This is a genomic window from Paenibacillus sp. MAH-35 (assembly GCF_058135425.1).
Map to the genome: position 1 here is coordinate 54,034 of NZ_JBYUPU010000008.1, position 15,822 is coordinate 69,855.

At 54.8% G+C, this 15,822-nt stretch carries 16 protein-coding genes; 3 read left to right on the forward strand and 13 right to left on the reverse strand.

The features are described from left to right. Nucleotides 1-32: 32 nt before the first annotated feature. The 3 genes from AC3Y2E_RS10835 to AC3Y2E_RS10845 all read right to left on the reverse strand — a co-directional run bounded on the left by AC3Y2E_RS10835 (nt 33) and on the right by AC3Y2E_RS10845 (nt 1,998). Nucleotides 33-902 carry a carbohydrate ABC transporter permease gene (locus AC3Y2E_RS10835; RefSeq protein ID WP_379210017.1) on the reverse strand — a complete coding sequence of 290 codons (870 nt, stop codon included), beginning with the start codon at nt 900-902 and terminating at the stop codon, nt 33-35. Nucleotides 903-1,064: 162 nt separating this feature from the next. Then, the gene (locus tag AC3Y2E_RS10840) at nt 1,065-1,712 is read right to left on the reverse strand and encodes an ABC transporter permease subunit (RefSeq protein WP_379210019.1); all 648 of its coding nucleotides are present in this window, start codon (nt 1,710-1,712) and stop codon (nt 1,065-1,067) included. 160 nt (nt 1,713-1,872) lie between these two features. Next, nucleotides 1,873-1,998, reverse strand: a complete 126-nt coding sequence (locus AC3Y2E_RS10845) for a hypothetical protein (RefSeq protein ID WP_379210021.1) — start codon at nt 1,996-1,998, stop codon at nt 1,873-1,875. Between the two features lie 14 nt (nt 1,999-2,012). On the opposite strand from AC3Y2E_RS10845, the gene AC3Y2E_RS10850 reads away from it, so the two are divergent. Then, nucleotides 2,013-2,165: an AraC family transcriptional regulator gene (locus AC3Y2E_RS10850; RefSeq protein ID WP_379210023.1), complete on the forward strand. Its 153-nt coding sequence runs from the start codon at nt 2,013-2,015 to the stop codon at nt 2,163-2,165. A gap of 199 nt (nt 2,166-2,364) precedes the next feature. On the opposite strand, the gene AC3Y2E_RS10855 is transcribed toward AC3Y2E_RS10850, so the two are convergent. Beyond that, nucleotides 2,365-3,663 (reverse strand): purple acid phosphatase family protein, encoded by a 1,299-nt coding sequence (locus AC3Y2E_RS10855; RefSeq protein ID WP_379210025.1) that lies wholly within the window; start codon nt 3,661-3,663, stop codon nt 2,365-2,367. A gap of 154 nt (nt 3,664-3,817) precedes the next feature. Between AC3Y2E_RS10855 and AC3Y2E_RS10860 the strand changes: the two genes are divergently transcribed. Both AC3Y2E_RS10860 and AC3Y2E_RS10865 read left to right on the forward strand, forming a co-directional pair. Then, on the forward strand, nt 3,818-4,510 hold the full coding sequence (locus AC3Y2E_RS10860) for a Crp/Fnr family transcriptional regulator (RefSeq protein ID WP_379210027.1): 693 nt from the start codon (nt 3,818-3,820) through the stop codon (nt 4,508-4,510). A gap of 88 nt (nt 4,511-4,598) precedes the next feature. Continuing rightward, on the forward strand, nt 4,599-5,486 hold the full coding sequence (locus AC3Y2E_RS10865) for a DNA alkylation repair protein (protein ID WP_379210029.1): 888 nt from the start codon (nt 4,599-4,601) through the stop codon (nt 5,484-5,486). Between the two features lie 235 nt (nt 5,487-5,721). On the opposite strand, the gene AC3Y2E_RS10870 is transcribed toward AC3Y2E_RS10865, so the two are convergent. The 9 genes from AC3Y2E_RS10870 to AC3Y2E_RS10910 form a co-directional block, all read right to left on the reverse strand. Further along, nucleotides 5,722-7,275 (reverse strand): leucine-rich repeat domain-containing protein, encoded by a 1,554-nt coding sequence (locus AC3Y2E_RS10870; RefSeq protein ID WP_379210031.1) that lies wholly within the window; start codon nt 7,273-7,275, stop codon nt 5,722-5,724. 60 nt (nt 7,276-7,335) lie between these two features. After that, on the reverse strand, nt 7,336-7,647 hold the full coding sequence (locus AC3Y2E_RS10875) for a hypothetical protein (protein WP_379210033.1): 312 nt from the start codon (nt 7,645-7,647) through the stop codon (nt 7,336-7,338). A gap of 726 nt (nt 7,648-8,373) precedes the next feature. Beyond that, the gene (locus tag AC3Y2E_RS10880) at nt 8,374-9,648 is read right to left on the reverse strand and encodes an alpha-L-fucosidase (RefSeq protein ID WP_379210035.1); all 1,275 of its coding nucleotides are present in this window, start codon (nt 9,646-9,648) and stop codon (nt 8,374-8,376) included. A gap of 35 nt (nt 9,649-9,683) precedes the next feature. Next, nucleotides 9,684-10,634: an ROK family protein gene (locus tag AC3Y2E_RS10885; RefSeq protein ID WP_379210038.1), complete on the reverse strand. Its 951-nt coding sequence runs from the start codon at nt 10,632-10,634 to the stop codon at nt 9,684-9,686. Nucleotides 10,635-10,661: 27 nt separating this feature from the next. After that, the gene (locus AC3Y2E_RS10890; protein ID WP_379210040.1) at nt 10,662-11,354 is read right to left on the reverse strand and encodes a copper homeostasis protein CutC; all 693 of its coding nucleotides are present in this window, start codon (nt 11,352-11,354) and stop codon (nt 10,662-10,664) included. Continuing rightward, a complete protein-coding gene (locus AC3Y2E_RS10895; protein ID WP_379210042.1) occupies nt 11,351-12,847 on the reverse strand; it encodes a M17 family metallopeptidase in 1,497 nt (498 codons plus the stop codon). The genes AC3Y2E_RS10890 and AC3Y2E_RS10895 overlap by 4 nt, the downstream gene beginning before the upstream one ends. Before the next feature lie 51 nt (nt 12,848-12,898). Further along, entirely contained in the window at nt 12,899-13,891 is a 993-nt protein-coding gene (locus tag AC3Y2E_RS10900; RefSeq protein ID WP_332070962.1) for an ABC transporter ATP-binding protein, read from the reverse strand. Then, complete coding sequence (locus tag AC3Y2E_RS10905; protein ID WP_379210045.1) at nt 13,888-14,889, reverse strand: ABC transporter ATP-binding protein; 1,002 nt, start codon at nt 14,887-14,889, stop codon at nt 13,888-13,890. Before AC3Y2E_RS10905 ends, AC3Y2E_RS10900 begins: the two co-directional genes overlap by 4 nt. A 15-nt stretch (nt 14,890-14,904) precedes the next feature. Then, entirely contained in the window at nt 14,905-15,816 is a 912-nt protein-coding gene (locus AC3Y2E_RS10910; protein ID WP_379210047.1) for an ABC transporter permease, read from the reverse strand. Nucleotides 15,817-15,822: the final 6 nt, after the last annotated feature.

Sequence of the window (15,822 nt, forward strand, 5' to 3'; positions counted from 1 at the left end):
TCCCTCCAATTTTACAAGGCTCTATACTTGAGTTAGCCCTTGACAGAGCCCAGGAGCATGCCCTTATTAAAATATTTCTGCAGAAAAGGATATACGATCAACAACGGCAGAGCCGTAATGATGACCGCCGCCATCCGAACCGCCTGCGTAAACTCATACCCGCTTGCGCTCGCTTCGATCGCCTGATCCGACTGGCTCAGCATTTGTCTCAAGAATACTTGCAGCGGCCACATATTGGAGTCATTCAGGTACAAAATCGCATTAAAGTAGGTGTTCCAATTATGGACTGCATAGAACAAAGTAAATGTAGCGATAGCCGGCATCGAGAGCGGAATAACAATTTGCCAAAATAGCCTAAGCTCGCTGCAGCCATCGATATGCGCGGACTCTTCCAGCTCCCGGGGGATGTTCTGAAAAAAGCTGCGCAGCACAATCAGGTGGAAAGGAGCGATAGCTCCGGTCAGGAAGATCGACCAATAGCTATTTAACAAATCGAGATTTTTGACTATCAGGTAGGTCGGTATCATTCCCCCGCTAAAGAGCATCGTAAAAAGAATCATGAAATTCAAGGCGCGTCGGCCCTTCAGCCACGATTTGGATAAGCCGTAAGCCATTAAGCTGGTCAAAATCATATTGATGGTCGTGCCCACCACTGTCATATAAATGGAGTTGGACATAGATTGCTTGAAATTGTGGTTTTCCATCAAATATCCGTATGCGTTCCAGGTCCAATCGTCAGGAATCAGGAAGAAGCCTCGGGACAAAATCTCCTCCTCGGAAGCAAACGAGGTCGAAAGCACGTATATGAACGGAACTGAAATTGCCAGAAGAAATAAAAGAAGAAGTCCGTATACGAGAATTAAAAAGACCGGGTCCTTGCCGCGCAAATCGTAGCTTTTCATTCAGTATACCCCTTCCTCTCCGAATTTCTTGGACAATTGATTGGCAAATATAATCAGAATCAGACCGATAACGGATTTAAATAATCCGGCTGCCGTTGTAAAGCTGAACTCTCCCTGAATAATCCCTGCACGATATATATACGTGTCAAACACGTCTGAAACCTAGAGATTTAGCGGATTTTGCATCAGAAGCACATGCTCGAACCCTAGGTCCATAACATGACCTAATCGTAAAATAAACAAGATGACGATCGTAGACTTTAATGCGGGTAACGTAATATGCCATAGCTGTCTCCAACGGTTCGCACCGTCCACCACCGAAGCTTCGTACAGCGTCGGATCGACCGCGGCCAGCGCAGCCAAAAAGATGATGGCGTTCCAGCCCGCTTCCTTCCAAATGTTCTGGAAGACGAACACATAGCGGAAATAGGACGGATCGGTTAGCAGCGGAATCCGCTCGACTCCCAGGCTCGCCAGCAGATTGTTGACCGCGCCGTCCTGCGTGGAGAATAGCAGCACCGTAATACTAACAACCAGAACCCAGGATAGAAAGTGAGGCATGTACGCAACAGTCTGGACCAGCTTACGGAACCAGGCTCGGCTAACTTCATTTAACAGCAGGGCAAGCAGTATTGGAGCCGGGAAGAACAGAAACAGATTTAAACCACTTAAGATCAACGTGTTGCTGAACAATTTCCAGAAGTCTTCTTCTGTAAACAGCCGCTGAAAATGATCGAACCCGACCCACGAACTCTCCCAAAACCCAAGGAACGGGTCATACTCCTGAAACGCGATAATGATGCCGCCCATAGGAATATATTTAAAAATTACAAAAAAAGTAATTCCGGTAAAATCATGGCATACATAGGCAAGGCCCGGTTCCACGACATTGGTTTACCAACTCCCTCACATGTTGCATTAAGAATAAGCCGGGGCCAGCCCTGACAGGCTAACCCCGGTGCACGATCCGCTATTTGGATTTCTTATACTGCTCGTTTATCTCTGCAATAATCTTGTCTCCGCCATCCTTCTTCCACTTCTCGTCAGCCTGGTCCAGTGCGTCGAGCGGCTGGGAGCCGATTATAATGTTGGTCATCGTCTCGACAGATTTTGATCAAGCGCGAAATATCATTTATTTTCAGATTTCCCAACTACACCCATTTCAACCACACCTTTAAAGCGCGCACCGGTCAATCGCCAAGCCAGTATGAGGAGCACAACAAAGCTCATTACGGCGCAGCCAAAGATTCCGAAGATGAATAAAGCCACTGCTCATCGACTCTCGTTTGGGTAGCTGCATGTCAGTAACTCGCTTGAACAAAGCCTCAGATAAACTAACCTTGGCGTCAAACCGCGAATCCTGTTACTGCGAGTAGTTAAGAGTTAAATATAAAAAGCCTCCCGCAAATCTATGCAAGAGACTAAGGACTCGATACAGCTATCTGAGCTACGATCACGACCGCTATTTGCGCTTTAAGTCAAAAGAATCCATCAGCTTCCCCTTCACATCGTAAGCCTGGTAGGACAAAGTATCCCCCTGAATGCGGATGGCGGCGAACATCTGATTGCCGTTCTGAAAATGAACCCGGTGATAAAACTGGTCGTCCTTTTTCTTGTTGAATTTGGGACCGGACGTATTGAGGGTCACATAAACAGTGCCTCCGGATTCGACGATCCGCCCTTCCTGAAGCGGATACGAGCGGGAATACTCGTGATTATGGCCCTGCAGCACGAGATCGACCCCGTACTTGTCAAACACCGGCACCCAATGCTTCAGCACGGATTTATCCTGATTTCCGCCGTAAGCCGGACGGTGAATGGACACGATCGTCCATAGTTTGTCGGTTGCTTTCAAATCCTTCTCCAGCCACGCCGCCTGCTCCTTCAGCTTCGACTCCGAATTCAACATAACGAAATGGACCGGACCGTAGTCGAACGAATAACTCGTCCCGGGAATGGAGCTGGGCGAGCCGTTATCCGGCACCATAAAATGCAAGACGAACGCATCCGCTTTTTTGTCCACCTGCTCATGGTTTCCGGTGACGGGCATGAGCGGATAACTCGCTACCCAAGGACGCGCTTTGCCCAGCAAATGCTTCCATGCCTCGGGATCATCCGGGTTTTCGGTCATATCGCCATTATGTACAATAAACGCCGCATCGGGAAACAGCCCGAACGCTTTGTCCAGCGTCCGTTTCCATAGTTCAAAGTCCCGCTCCGTTACCCCTTGCGAATCGGTGACATTCAGAAAAGTGAACGCATCGGTTTTCGCCGGTTCCGTCGTAAAAGCTGCTGGCTCGCTCCAGCCTTCCGCACTCCCGTCGCCGACCCGATACCTGTATCCCGTCCCCGGCTCCAAGCCGACCGCTTCCGTTTTGTGTACACCTTGGGATGAACCGTCTATCAGCTTGAGGACCGTCGTCGTTCCTTGGAATGTGCGTACCCCCGCCCCTTCAAATGAAGCGTTCCCCGTATCCTGGACCACCTGGAGGACGGAAGCCGCTTCCGTACTTGCCGTATGCCAGGTGAAGGCGCGGCTTGTTTTCGGATCGCCCTTGAACGTTGTTACGAGCGAAAACGGCTTTGCCGATTCCGTTCCGGCTCCCTGCTGCGGCGACCCGGCCTCCTGCCCTAACCGGCTCGGCTGACGTTCCGGCACCCGGCCTTCGTTTTGCTCCGGGCCAAAGTAAATAAGCAGCGCCGCCGCCACCAGTACGGCCAACAGCGCCCCGAAGATCCAATATCCGTAAACCCGATTCATAGACTCCCCGTCCTCTCCCATCCATTCTGTTCATTGTACCTTACGGGACGCCAGTATTCCATTCATTGGATTACGGGCTGCAAACAACAATGATATAATCGTGAGTAAATAGCAGCACAGACCGGCTGGCAATGAGCGCGGACCAGGAGGAACCATGGATAAAATCGAGTATTTGTCGCAATTTAATTTGCTGCGTTCGCTATCAACGGAAGATCTGACCGAAATGGACGAGCTCACTTCCATCACTACGGTTCCAAAACATACCTTTATTCAAACGCCCGAAACGTTTACCGAACGGTTATACTTCGTGAAAAAAGGGAAAGTCCGGTTGTACCGGCTGAGTCCCGACGGGAAGCAGTTCACGCTCGATCTATTAGGCGAAGGAAATGTATTTGGCGAAATGAAGGGCATCTCACTGGGAACTCGCGGGTTGTTCATTGAAACGGTCGAGGAAAGCGATATTTGTATGATGGATACGGAGCGTTTCGAGAGCTATTTGTTGCAGCGTCCGCGCTTTATGATGAACATGATCCAAGTGTTGAGCGATCGCCTGGCTCATTTGAGCAGCCTCGCTTTCAATCTGGCTCTCGGCAATCTGCACCAGAAAATTTTGCATACGGTCGTAAAGCTGTCCGAGCAGTTCGGTTATCAAAGCGAAGGAGAGTATTGCAGGATCGATATCCCCTTGTCCCATCAGGACCTTGCGAATAGGGTAGGTGCGAGCCGGGAAGCGGTGACGGTAGCTTTGCGCGAGCTGTCGGAACAAAAGGTGATCAAGACCGGCTTCAAAACAATCTCCATCCAACGTGAGAAGTTGTTTGCTTTGAACAAACACAAGGAGTTGTAACCTGCCTTACATCTTTCCTTGCGAAAATGAGTTATCGTAGGTACAGCTGCACGATGAGATAGGGAGAATAAGAAGGTGCCGCGTGATCATGAAGAACAGGAGACTGGCCGGTTTGAACAATGCAGATACTAAGCTTGAAAGCGCAACGCTTCTGGAGCGTAAAGGAGCCCGTAAAGCCGGAGACATTCCGGAGCAGGTGATCGAGCTGCTGAATCGGGGCCGGCTGGAGACGGTAAACTTGACCGAATGGCTCGCCGTCAACCATGTGGTCCTGCTTCAACATGTTCTTGCCGAGCTCGGATTAGAGCGCTATCTGGATATGATGAGGAATGGGCTGAAACAAGTCGCGGACAGGAAGATTATGAAGCTTATTCCTGCACTTGCGAAGGAATGGCTTGGTTTGTTGGAGCGTCTGCCGGAGGAGGAAGCCGGCCGAATCTTCGGTCTACTGTCTACGCATCGCTCGGATAGTGTACGATGCTGGGCTGCGTATATGATCGGACTAGATCGGAAGCTTTCGCTCGAACATCAATTGTCCGGTATTCGCCCGTTTGCCGCCGATCATCACTTTGGCGTACGCGAGATCGCCTGGATGGCCGTCAGGGAGCCGATTACCAGGGATTTATCGCAGGCGCTTTACCTATTAACCGGCTGGGTGCATGACGAGAATGCCCATATCCGGCGATTCGCAATCGAAGCGACCCGTCCTCAAGGCGTTTGGGCCAAACATATTTCCGAGTTGAAGGTCAATCCCGGGATCGCGCTGCCGCTGCTGGAAGCGGTCCAATCCGATCCGGTCAAGTATGTGCAGGATTCCGTAAGCAATTGGCTGAATGACGCCGGTAAATCGAATCCGGATTGGGTCATCGGCATCTGCCGTAACTGGCTGGAAGCTTCGGATACGAAAGCAACGAAACGAATCGTGGCTCGGGCGCAAAGAAGTTTTGCGGGCAACCAGAAGAAAAGGTCCGAGTGAGGATGGCGATGGCGGTTTCCGATTATTAGAATGCATCGCTGCGACTTCGGCCGGACGAATAAGCACTTTGTCGAGCTCCCAATGGCACTATTAGAGCCCTTGCTCGATCGCCTTTAGAAGGAAGAAAAAAAGCTGGCGACCGTTCCTGTACGGTGTCAGCTTTTTCCTGTAACATGCACAATTTTCAAATTATCACCTGCAAAGACTCGAAGTCCGGTATATTAACGCGCGTCCCCTACTTCCGGGCACGATCCACATACTCATACCAGATCTCGCTCTCCTCGTCCGTCATATTTCCGCTCATCGAGGAGAAATCGATCATTCGGTCAAAACGGTCCTTCAGCAGGGCAAATTGTTGAAAAGAGGCCATAATCTTTTTCAATGACTTGGATCGGGCAACCTCCTCCAGCTTCCCGACGTCGGGACATCCGCTCATCTTTAAGGTGTGGAGGCTTTTCAGTTCAGCCACATCCGACATATCCCCGACCGCCGTATGATTCAATACGAGCTCCTGCAGCTTGCCGCAGCCTCGCACGAATTCCAGATTCGACAGTGTAACGCCATCCAGCTCCAGCTTCCGCAAATGAACAAGCTGCCCGATTGCGGCCAAATCCTCCTCCGTAACGTGTCCCAGCCCGGAAATCGCCAGCTCGCGCAGCTGACTCAGCTCCGACAAACAACGAAGCATCTCCGCATCCGGCTCGGAGATTTTCAGAGTACGCAAGCTTTTGATCGGTTTTAATGGAGACAGATCGCGAACCGGCGTTTGCTGGACATCCAATTCCTTTAGTTTAGGAAGCGCGCTGAGCGGCGATAGATCGGCAACGGACGTACCGGTAAGGATCAGCTCCTGCAAAAACTCGAGATGCTGCAGCGGACGAAGGTCCGTAATCGGATTTTTCCCGAGATACAGCTGTTTCACTTGCTTGCAGCCGCTCAGAGCTTCTATGGAACGAATCTCGTTCACGCTCAGAACGAGCTCGCGCACGTCTTCGCAGCGTCCCAGCGGGGTTATGTCCGTCAGTCCCTCACGAATAAAGCGAAGCTGCTTCGCCCGGAATAATTGTTCTGGTGAACCGGCGGCCGACCGGACCCGCTCTTGCCATTCGTGATCCAGCCCCTCAAACCAAGCATGCACATCCGCCACAGCCGGGTGCGGTTTGACCGGCTGAAGCACAGGGAGTTCTATAGTACGAATGGCATCGAGGAAGTGAACGGCCCCTTCGCGGCCATAGCTCCATGAACGGTAATCCTCTTCTTGAACGATGGTGTAGTTGCCGGCCTTCACCGTATCCCGGATAAATTGCAGGAAATGACGGACTTGCCGGGCGATCACATACTTGACCTCCTCGTCTCGGCCGAAATTGATCACCTGTCCCACCAGACCGTACTCGTCCGGGTCCAGATCGACGCCGATGTTGTTGCCGCCCCAATCTTTGCTGATCGGCAGCCAGCGCCGGTTGATGTATCTCTCTTTAATCCATCCGGGAGGAACGGAATGATGCCCGCCCTCCAACGCAAACTCCTCTTCCAGTTCCGCCCAGACTCTCCATTCGGATAACATCCCGTCCAGCGATAGAAACGGCAGACCGAAAAACAAGCCTGTCCCCTCTTCCTTCTCACCGTTATGGATCTGGTACAGCTCGCGCATCTCCGGCGGCAGAGGGAAACCAATCTCCTCCTCCGCTTGACGCAGCTCCGCTTCGGTTGCAGGTGGGTTAAGCGATTCGGCCAGCCCGGGAAGTTCCTCCCGGAGCAGCTCTATGATTTCTAGAATCGATTCTCTCATTCTCTATCCGTCCTCCTTGCAGCTCTGTTACTGCAAATCTGTATATACGTATGAAAGTAACTAACTTGTCCGACCAGCCCGTTGCTTGATCAGCTGCTGAGCGAGGTTCATTTCCGTATCCAGCATATCGTCGTCTGGCTGCACCATTTCGTACCGATCCAGGGCCCGTTTCAGCCAGTGCACTGCTTCTCCGGCCCGTTCCGTCTGCGCCAACAGATTGCCGTAACAGACAGCCGCTTTTATGTACGTTGTAAAATCCTCCTTCGCTTCGGCCGTCTCGATGGCCCGGCTCAGGCATGGTTCTCCATGCTCCAGCTTGCCGTAGTCCAAATAGTAGCAGGTTTTCATCAATTCCTTCTGTGCTTGATGCATAGAAACCTCCTTGACCGCAGCAGCCAGCCTCAATGAACAGGCGCCACAAGTACTTTTTATTATAAATTCTGAAGTCCGTGCGGGCAGCGGTCTTTATACCCATTTCCTCCGGGTACATATCCGGATTGAACTTGGTCAAGGTTACTACGCAAGGCGGATCATCGTACCATTCGACCTGAATGAACAGGTTACGGATGCGCGGCTGCCCGAATTGGGGGATGCCCCGTGTAATGGGCAGTATTGCTGTGAGCCGAACATGCTCCGTTACACGGAAATCGTCATACGTGCGTGCTAGCTTGGCCGGCTATCGATACGATAAGAGCGATTTATACCCTCTATTAGGCGCCGCTGGTTCTACTTATGCAACTTAAGAGCGGTTCGCACCTTTTATTTCCCCCGTTTCTGCCGCTCACGTAGCCTTTCGCGCCAAGTAGCAGCTTCAGACCGGACTTATTTCCTCTCAAAGCTGGTTTTGAACAAAACAAGGGGTGCAAACCCGCTCTTATTCAGCTTCCACTCGCTTTTCCCTGCTCATGAGCAAACGATGCATAACGGTTTTCCCGGGTGAGCTGCTGTGCGAGTCCTCCCGCCATGGACGCCCCTTGGCGGTTAAGAGAAGTTCACCGATGCTGGATACAATCGCGAAAAAGACACGGCCATATCGCCGTGTCCCAAGAAACGTTTCTGATAAATCGTGCCGATGGATGAAACCATCGTACCGAATGTTTACTTCAAATGAAGCTCGATTACCGTATCCCGCTCATCCGGCAGCTTGGCTCCCGCCAGCGTGATGAAAGCGCCGCTGTCGATGTCCGAATACTCCTCGGCCATCCAAGGCGTCTCCACTTTCAGCTCGGTACCGTCGCGAAGCAATCTCGCTTTCGCGATTTTGCCTTTTAAGCCTTCGAAATAAATCGGCCCGATGCCGCGATCATAAACGTGAGCGTACAGCTTGTTGCCATTTTGGGTATAACGCCCCCACTCCGGCTTCGGCTTGTCGGCCGTGCCGCAACCGTAGATGCTGTCGCCGTTCAGATGCAGCCATTCTCCGACTTCGCGCAGCACGTCCAGCGATTCCTTGTTGATTTCGCCTTTGGCGTCCGGTCCGACATTCAACAGCAGATTGCCGTTTTTGCTTACGCATTCTACCAGCGTCCGGATAACCTGCTGGGCCGACTTGTAGTTTTTGTCCGTAGACACGTAACCCCAATGATCGTTCAGCGTAATGCACGCTTCCCAGGGGACGGACTTGCCGTTCACGTCGACGATGCCTCCGGGCGGAATGATCTGCTCGGGCGAGAAGAAGTCTCCCGCATATTCCTCCGGCTCCGCCGCCCGGATATTGCCGCCCAGTCGGTTATCGATAATAATATCCGGCTGGATGGAGCGGATCATGCGGACAAGCTCCGTCGCTTTCCACTTCTCGCCGGTCATGTTGTCGTAAGAGAAATCGAACCACATGATGTCGATCTTTCCGTAGTTCGTCAGCAGCTCTTTCACCTGACCGTGCATGTAGGTCAAGTAACGGTCGAAATCGATCGGCTTGTCCTTCGCCGCCACGTTGTCCCGGTCCGGATGAGCCTTGTCCCCGTAACCCGGATAATCGTCATGATGCCAGTCGATGATCGAATAATACAGCCCAACCGCGATCCCTTCCTCACGGAAGGCGTCGACAAATTCACGGACAAGATCGCGGCCGGCCGGCGTGTTGGTCGCCTTGAAGTCGGTCAGCTTGCTGTCGAACAGGCAGAAGCCGTCATGATGCTTCGTCGTCAGCACCGCATATTTTTGTCCGGCGGCTTTGGCCGCTTTCGCCCATTCCTTCGGATTATAACGCGATGCGTCGAATTCGTCGAAATACGTTTTGTACAACTCGTAGCTCATCCGCTCGTTGCCCCGAATCCATTCCCCTCTGGCGGGAATCGAATACAGTCCCCAATGGATGAACATGCCGAACCGTTCCTGCAAAAACCAGCGGGTTCTCTGCTCCCTCGTACTCATGCGGCCATCCTCCGTTTCCGTAGTTACCTACGCCGTTACGCCCGATGAAACAAGGCGGCTGCGCCGATCAGTCCGACATCGTCCTGAAGATCAGCCGGCACAATGTCATAGGTGCCGAGATACGGCTTCATAATATGTTTCTCCGTCTGGGCCCGTAGCGCCGGGAAAAGCATATCTCCCGCCTTGCTGACGCCGCCCCCGATGACGATCCGGTCGGGATTGAACGTATGCACCGCGTTCGCAAGGCCGATCGCCATATAGAATACCGCCCGCTCCACCACTTCGGCGGCGACCGGATCGCCCTGTCTGCTCGCCTCGAACACATGTTTGGCGGACACCGCTTCACCCCGTGCCGCAGCCAGCTCCGCAATCGCGGACGTTCTGCCGCGCATCAGCTCCACCGCCGAATCCCGGATCGCCGTGCCCGATGCGTACATTTCCCAGCAGCCTTTGTTGCCGCATATGCACTCCGGTCCGTGCGGCTCGATGATATTATGGCCCAGCTCGCCGGCGAAGGAAGTCGTCCCGAGCAGCAGCTTGCCGTCCAGTACGATCCCCGCTCCGATCCCCGTGCTGAATGTCACATAGACCATATTCTCGGACTGTTTACCCGCACCGTGCACATATTCGCCCCACGCCGCCGCATTCGCGTCGTTAACGACCTGCACATCGACGCCGAGCGCTTCGCCCATCCATTTCTTAAGGGGAACGTTTTCCCACTCCGGCAAATTCGTACCGTGGAGCACGATCCCTTCCTTGCTGTTCACCGCACCCGGAGAAGCGAGCCCTACACCGGACAACGGGTATCCTTCGGAGACGGAACGGATCATATCGATCATCCGCTGCACGACCTCCTCCGCCGTACGCGCATTTGCCGTCTCCATTCGTTCGCGGCTCAGAATCTCGCCCCTAGAATCGAACAAAGCGGCGGCAATTTTCGTACCGCCCAGATCGATCCCGACTACGTATTGTTCGTTGTTATGCAAATGATTCACCTTTTTTCAAATCTATGATCAGCCGAATCTAAGAAGGCTGTCGGATAAAGCCCTCAGCTGTACAGGATCGATCGGTGATAACGAAGAGCGGCCATAACGCACCGCCGACCCGAAATGCACCTCGCTCACCCCGGTTTGTTCAATAAACGTTTCAATTCCTTCCACCGTCAGTCCGCTGCCGGCCAGGATGCACAGTGTCGATCCTTCAGCCGCCCCGACCAGCTCGCAAATCGCCGGCACCGCTTCCGGAGCGGGCTTCGGTCCGCCCGACGTAAGTACGCGGGTAATCGCCGGATAACGAAGCAGCGTCTGCAATCCGGCCAACTGATCCTCCAGCTCGTCGAATGCCCGGTGAAAGGTGACCTGCATCCCGGCGGCCCATGGAAGTAACGCCTCAAGCGCCGCTTCGTCGATCACGCCTTCGGACGTCAAGGCGCCGACTACGATACCGGCCGCTCCCGCGGCGGCAATCGCCTGAATCTCTGCGATCATCGTATCCAGATCGTGCTTGCTGTATACAAAAGAGCGGCTGTGCGGCCGGACCATCACATGAACCGGTATGCCTACCCCGCGGACTACCTGCTGCACGAGACCGATGCCGGGTGTCAATCCGCCTTCGGTAACGGCCGTAATCAATTCCAGCCGGTCGGCGCCGTTCTGTTCGGCTGTAAGCGCATCTTCCATACAAGTGGCGATCACTTCTAATTTCATGACGAAATCTCCCGATTGTCCGATTTATGTTGACGGGCATAGTGAACGGCATAATCCGCAAGCAGTCTGGCCCCGTAACCGGTAGCTCCGGCTTCGGCATACCCGACGTCCTGCTTGTACTGCACCGTGCCGGCCATATCGATATGGACCCAGCTCATCGGCTCGGCGACGAACCGGCGGATGAACAGCGCTGCGACAATCGCTCCGGCGAGCGTGGAAGTGCCTACGTTGCGCAGATCGGCATAATGGCTTTTCAGCTCCGATTCATAGTCGTCCATCAAAGGCATCGGCCACAGCCGCTCGCCGTTGCGTTCGCCGATCTCGACCAACATCCGCGTCATCGCGGTATCGCCCCAGATCCCGGCGATCCCGAGACCGAGCGCGTCTCCAACGTTGCCGGTCAGCGTAGCGATGTCGATCGCCTGCGCCGCACCAAGTCCGGCTGCATGGATTAAGGCGTCGGCCAGCACGAGGCGGCCTTCTCCGTCGGTGTTCGCCACCTGAACGGTCAAGCCGTTCGGATACGTAATGACGGAAGAAGGCAGCGTAGAGCGGGCGTCCGGCAAATTGTCCGCTACGGCGATAAGAGCCGTGACGCGAGTCCCGGCGCGCTGCCGGACCAGGATGTCCATCGCTCCGATGACGGCCGCCGCTCCGCCCATATCCATCCGGGCGTCGCTAATATCGCGACCCGTCTTCGCATTCATGCCGCCCATGTCGAAGGTGATCGCTTTACCGACCAGCGCAAGCGTCGGCGCTTCGGTGGAGCCGGGCAGTCCATCGTACGTAAGCTCGATCAGCGCCGGCGCATACAAGCTTCCGGCTCCGACGGTCAGCAAGCCGTTCATGCCGCGATCGGCCAACTCTTGCCCCCGGTAGATGCGGATGCCGACCGGCTTGTCCCTGAACAGCTCCTCGGTCCATTGAACGAACGTATCCGGATTTAATGCCCCGGGCGTCTCGTTCACCCAATCCCGTGTCAGGTTGGCGCCTTCCGCGCGATGGGCGGCGATCCGGATCACCTCATCCAGTTCCGCCTGCGTAAGCCCGCTCCAATCTTCCGACCGGAGGTTGAGGCGGACTTCCCCGGCGAGTTTCGTAACGCCCCGGTACTTGTCGAACCGGTATAAGCCAAGCAGCCAGCCTTCGATCCACGCTTGCAGCCATTCCGCCGCCACTTCCTTGCTGCGGACGATCTCCCGCTCTGCGAGGGGCTCCAGGCTTCCAACAAGCGTTCCGGCATTGCGTCCTTCCAGCAGCAAAGAGCGGGCCGAGGCTCCGCCTGCACGGCGTACCCGCTCCAGCGTCGATCGGCTCCGCTCCCCCATTCCTGCGGAGAGCATATCCGCTTCGCCTTCCGTCCGCTTGTACAGCCACGTCATCGTTCCCGGCCGCTTCCGCGCTTCGCTGAGCGGATACGGGAATGTTTCTCCGGCATACGCCGGATACAGGAGGACGTCCGACGATCCGGCTTTATCGATTGTAATCAACATGGCAATCCCTTCTTCAACAGTGATGGTGGAATACCGGCTGTATCGGCAGCCTTACTTGGCCGTTCTCATGACCTCTTCGTCGTACAAATGACAAGCAACCTGATGACCCGGCTCCGCTTCCTTGAATACCGGCTCCTTCACCTTGCAGATCTCCATGCAGGACGGACATCGGGTGTGGAACCTGCAGCCGGACGGCGGATCTACCGGGCTTGGCAGATCGCCCTTCAGAATAATCCGTTCCTTCTTCAGGCTCGGATCGGGTACCGGCACGGATGAGAGCAGCGCCTGCGTATACGGATGAAGCGGACGATCGTACAGCACGTCCTTCTCGGCCGTCTCCACCAGCGTACCCAGATACATAACGCCGATCCGGTCGCTAATATGCTCGACTACGCTCAGATCGTGGGAGATGAACAAATACGTCAGTCCGTACTCTTCCTGAAGATCCTGCAGCAGATTCAGCACCTGCGACTGGATGGACACGTCGAGCGCCGATACGGGTTCATCCGCCACGATCAGGCTCGGACGGACGGACAGCGCCCGCGCGATGCCGATCCGCTGCCGCTGGCCCCCGCTGAACTCATGGGCGTAGCGCTCGGCGTGAAAGCTGCTAAGACCTACCGTCTCCAGCAGCTCATGCGCCAGCTTGTCCCGTTCTTTCGTGCCAAGCTTCGTATGAATAAGCAGTGGCTCGGCGACAAGCTCTTTCACTTTCATCCGGGGATTCAGCGAAGCGTACGGGTCCTGGAATACCATCTGCATATCTTTGCGCAGCGGCCGCATCTGATTATCGGTGTAATCGCTGATGTTGTGCCCGTTAAACCATACTTCGCCGCCGTTAGGCTTCAGCAGACGCGTGATCAGCCGGCCCGTCGTCGACTTGCCGCAGCCGCTCTCGCCGACCAGACTGAACGTCTCTCCTTTGCGGATCGCGAATGTGATGCCGTCCACCGCTTTCAGATGTTTGGTAACACCGAACCAGCCTTTTTTGATCGTAAACGACTTTTGCAGCCCTTTGACTTCGATAAGTGGCGTCTCTTTCATTCGCTTCTCCCTCCTTCCTGAACCGGCTCCGTCAGCCAGCAGCGGCTTTTGCGGTCCGCCGCTTCTGCGAGGGGCAGTAGCTGCGGCTCCTCCGTTAGGCAGTGATCCATTACATGCGGACAACGCGGTGCGAATTTGCAGCCTTTCGGCATCGCGCTCAGATCCGGGACGTTGCCCGGGATGGACTCGAGCCTCCGGACTTTTTGCCGCAGCTTCGGCACGGAATGAATCAAGCCTTTCGTATACGGGTGCTGAGGCCGCTCGAACAGGTCGGTCACCGACGCTTCTTCGACGACCCGCCCGGCGTACATGACGACGACGCGGTCGCACATCTCCGCAACGACGCCCAGGTCGTGCGTGATCAGCAGCATGCCCATCTCCTGCTCTTCCTTCAGCCGTTTCATCAGATCGAGAATTTGCGCCTGAATCGTCACATCGAGCGCCGTCGTCGGTTCGTCGGCGATCAGCAGCTTCGGACCGCACGCCATCGCCATTGCGATCATCACCCGCTGTCTCATTCCTCCGGACAACTGGTGCGGATAATCGTTCATCACCTCGTCGGCGCGCGGAATCCCGACCAGCTTTAACGTATGGATCGCATGCTCCCTCGCGCGCTTCCGGCTGTATCCGAGATGCAGCATAATCGGCTCTTCCAGTTGAAGGCCGATGCGCAACACCGGGTTCAGCGAAGTCATCGGCTCCTGGAAAATCATCGCGAGTTCGTTCCCGCGAAACCGCCGCATCTCCTTCTCGTTCAGCTGGGTCAGATCGGTGCCTTGAAAGCGGACTGCGCCTCCGGCGATCCGTCCCGGCGTATCCTTGAGCAGCCGCATGATCGATAAGGAGGTTACGCTTTTGCCGCAGCCGGATTCGCCGACCAGGCCCAATACTTCGCCTTTATTTATGTGAAAGTCAACGCCGGACACCGCCATTACGCTGCCGCCATCGCGTCTGAACTCCGTTTTCAATCCTTGCACTTCAAGCAATCTAGGCGTCACGGTCTGGCCCTCCCCTTATTTTTTCGCTTTGGGATCTAGAGCATCACGCAGTCCGTCCCCAACCAGGTTAAAAGCAAGTACGGTCAAAAAGATCGCCGCTCCGGGAATGTACACAATATGCGGAGCTATACTCAAGTAGTCCCGCCCCATGCTCAGCATGGCTCCCCAGTCCGGCTCGGTCGGCTTGGCGCCCATACCGAGAAAGCTGAGCGAAGATGCGGCCAATATCGCACCGCCGATTTTCATCGTCACATTCACAATAATGCTCGGGACAGTCTCCGGAAAAATATGCTTCCATATAATACGTCCGTTTTTGGCGCCCATCGACCGCGCCGCTTCCACGAACAACGTTTCTTTGGCCGATAACGTAACACTGCGAATGATTCTTGCAAAAGACGGCGTGCCGAACACCGCCACGGCAATTACCACGTTGGACAAGCCCGGACCCAGTATCGCGACGATTCCAATCGCGAGCAGCAGATCGGGAAACGAGAACAGCACGTCGCTGCCCCGCATAATGAGCCGGTCCAGCCATCCCCCGTAATAACCGCTAAGCAGCCCGAGCACAGTACCGAACACCGCCGCGATAAACACCGCGCTTAAGCTGACCGCAAGCGTCAACTGCGTCCCGTCGATAAGCCGGCTCATAATATCCCGGCCGTACTCATCCGTTCCCGCCCAATGAGCGGCCGACGGAGGAGTCATCAGCGCGTCGTAATCCGGTTCGTTCGGGTCGTAGGGAGTCAGATAAGGACCGAATAACGCGATGATCACCAGCAGTAGGATGAATACACCTGCCGCCAGCGATATTTTTTGTTTGCTGAAATTGCGAAAAAACTGGGCCAGCCGGCCTTTCGGTCGCTTTATCTGGATTGTTGCTCCAGACTCGGAGGAACCGGCCCCCACACTCGTCGAATTGTTGTTCATTCAGAT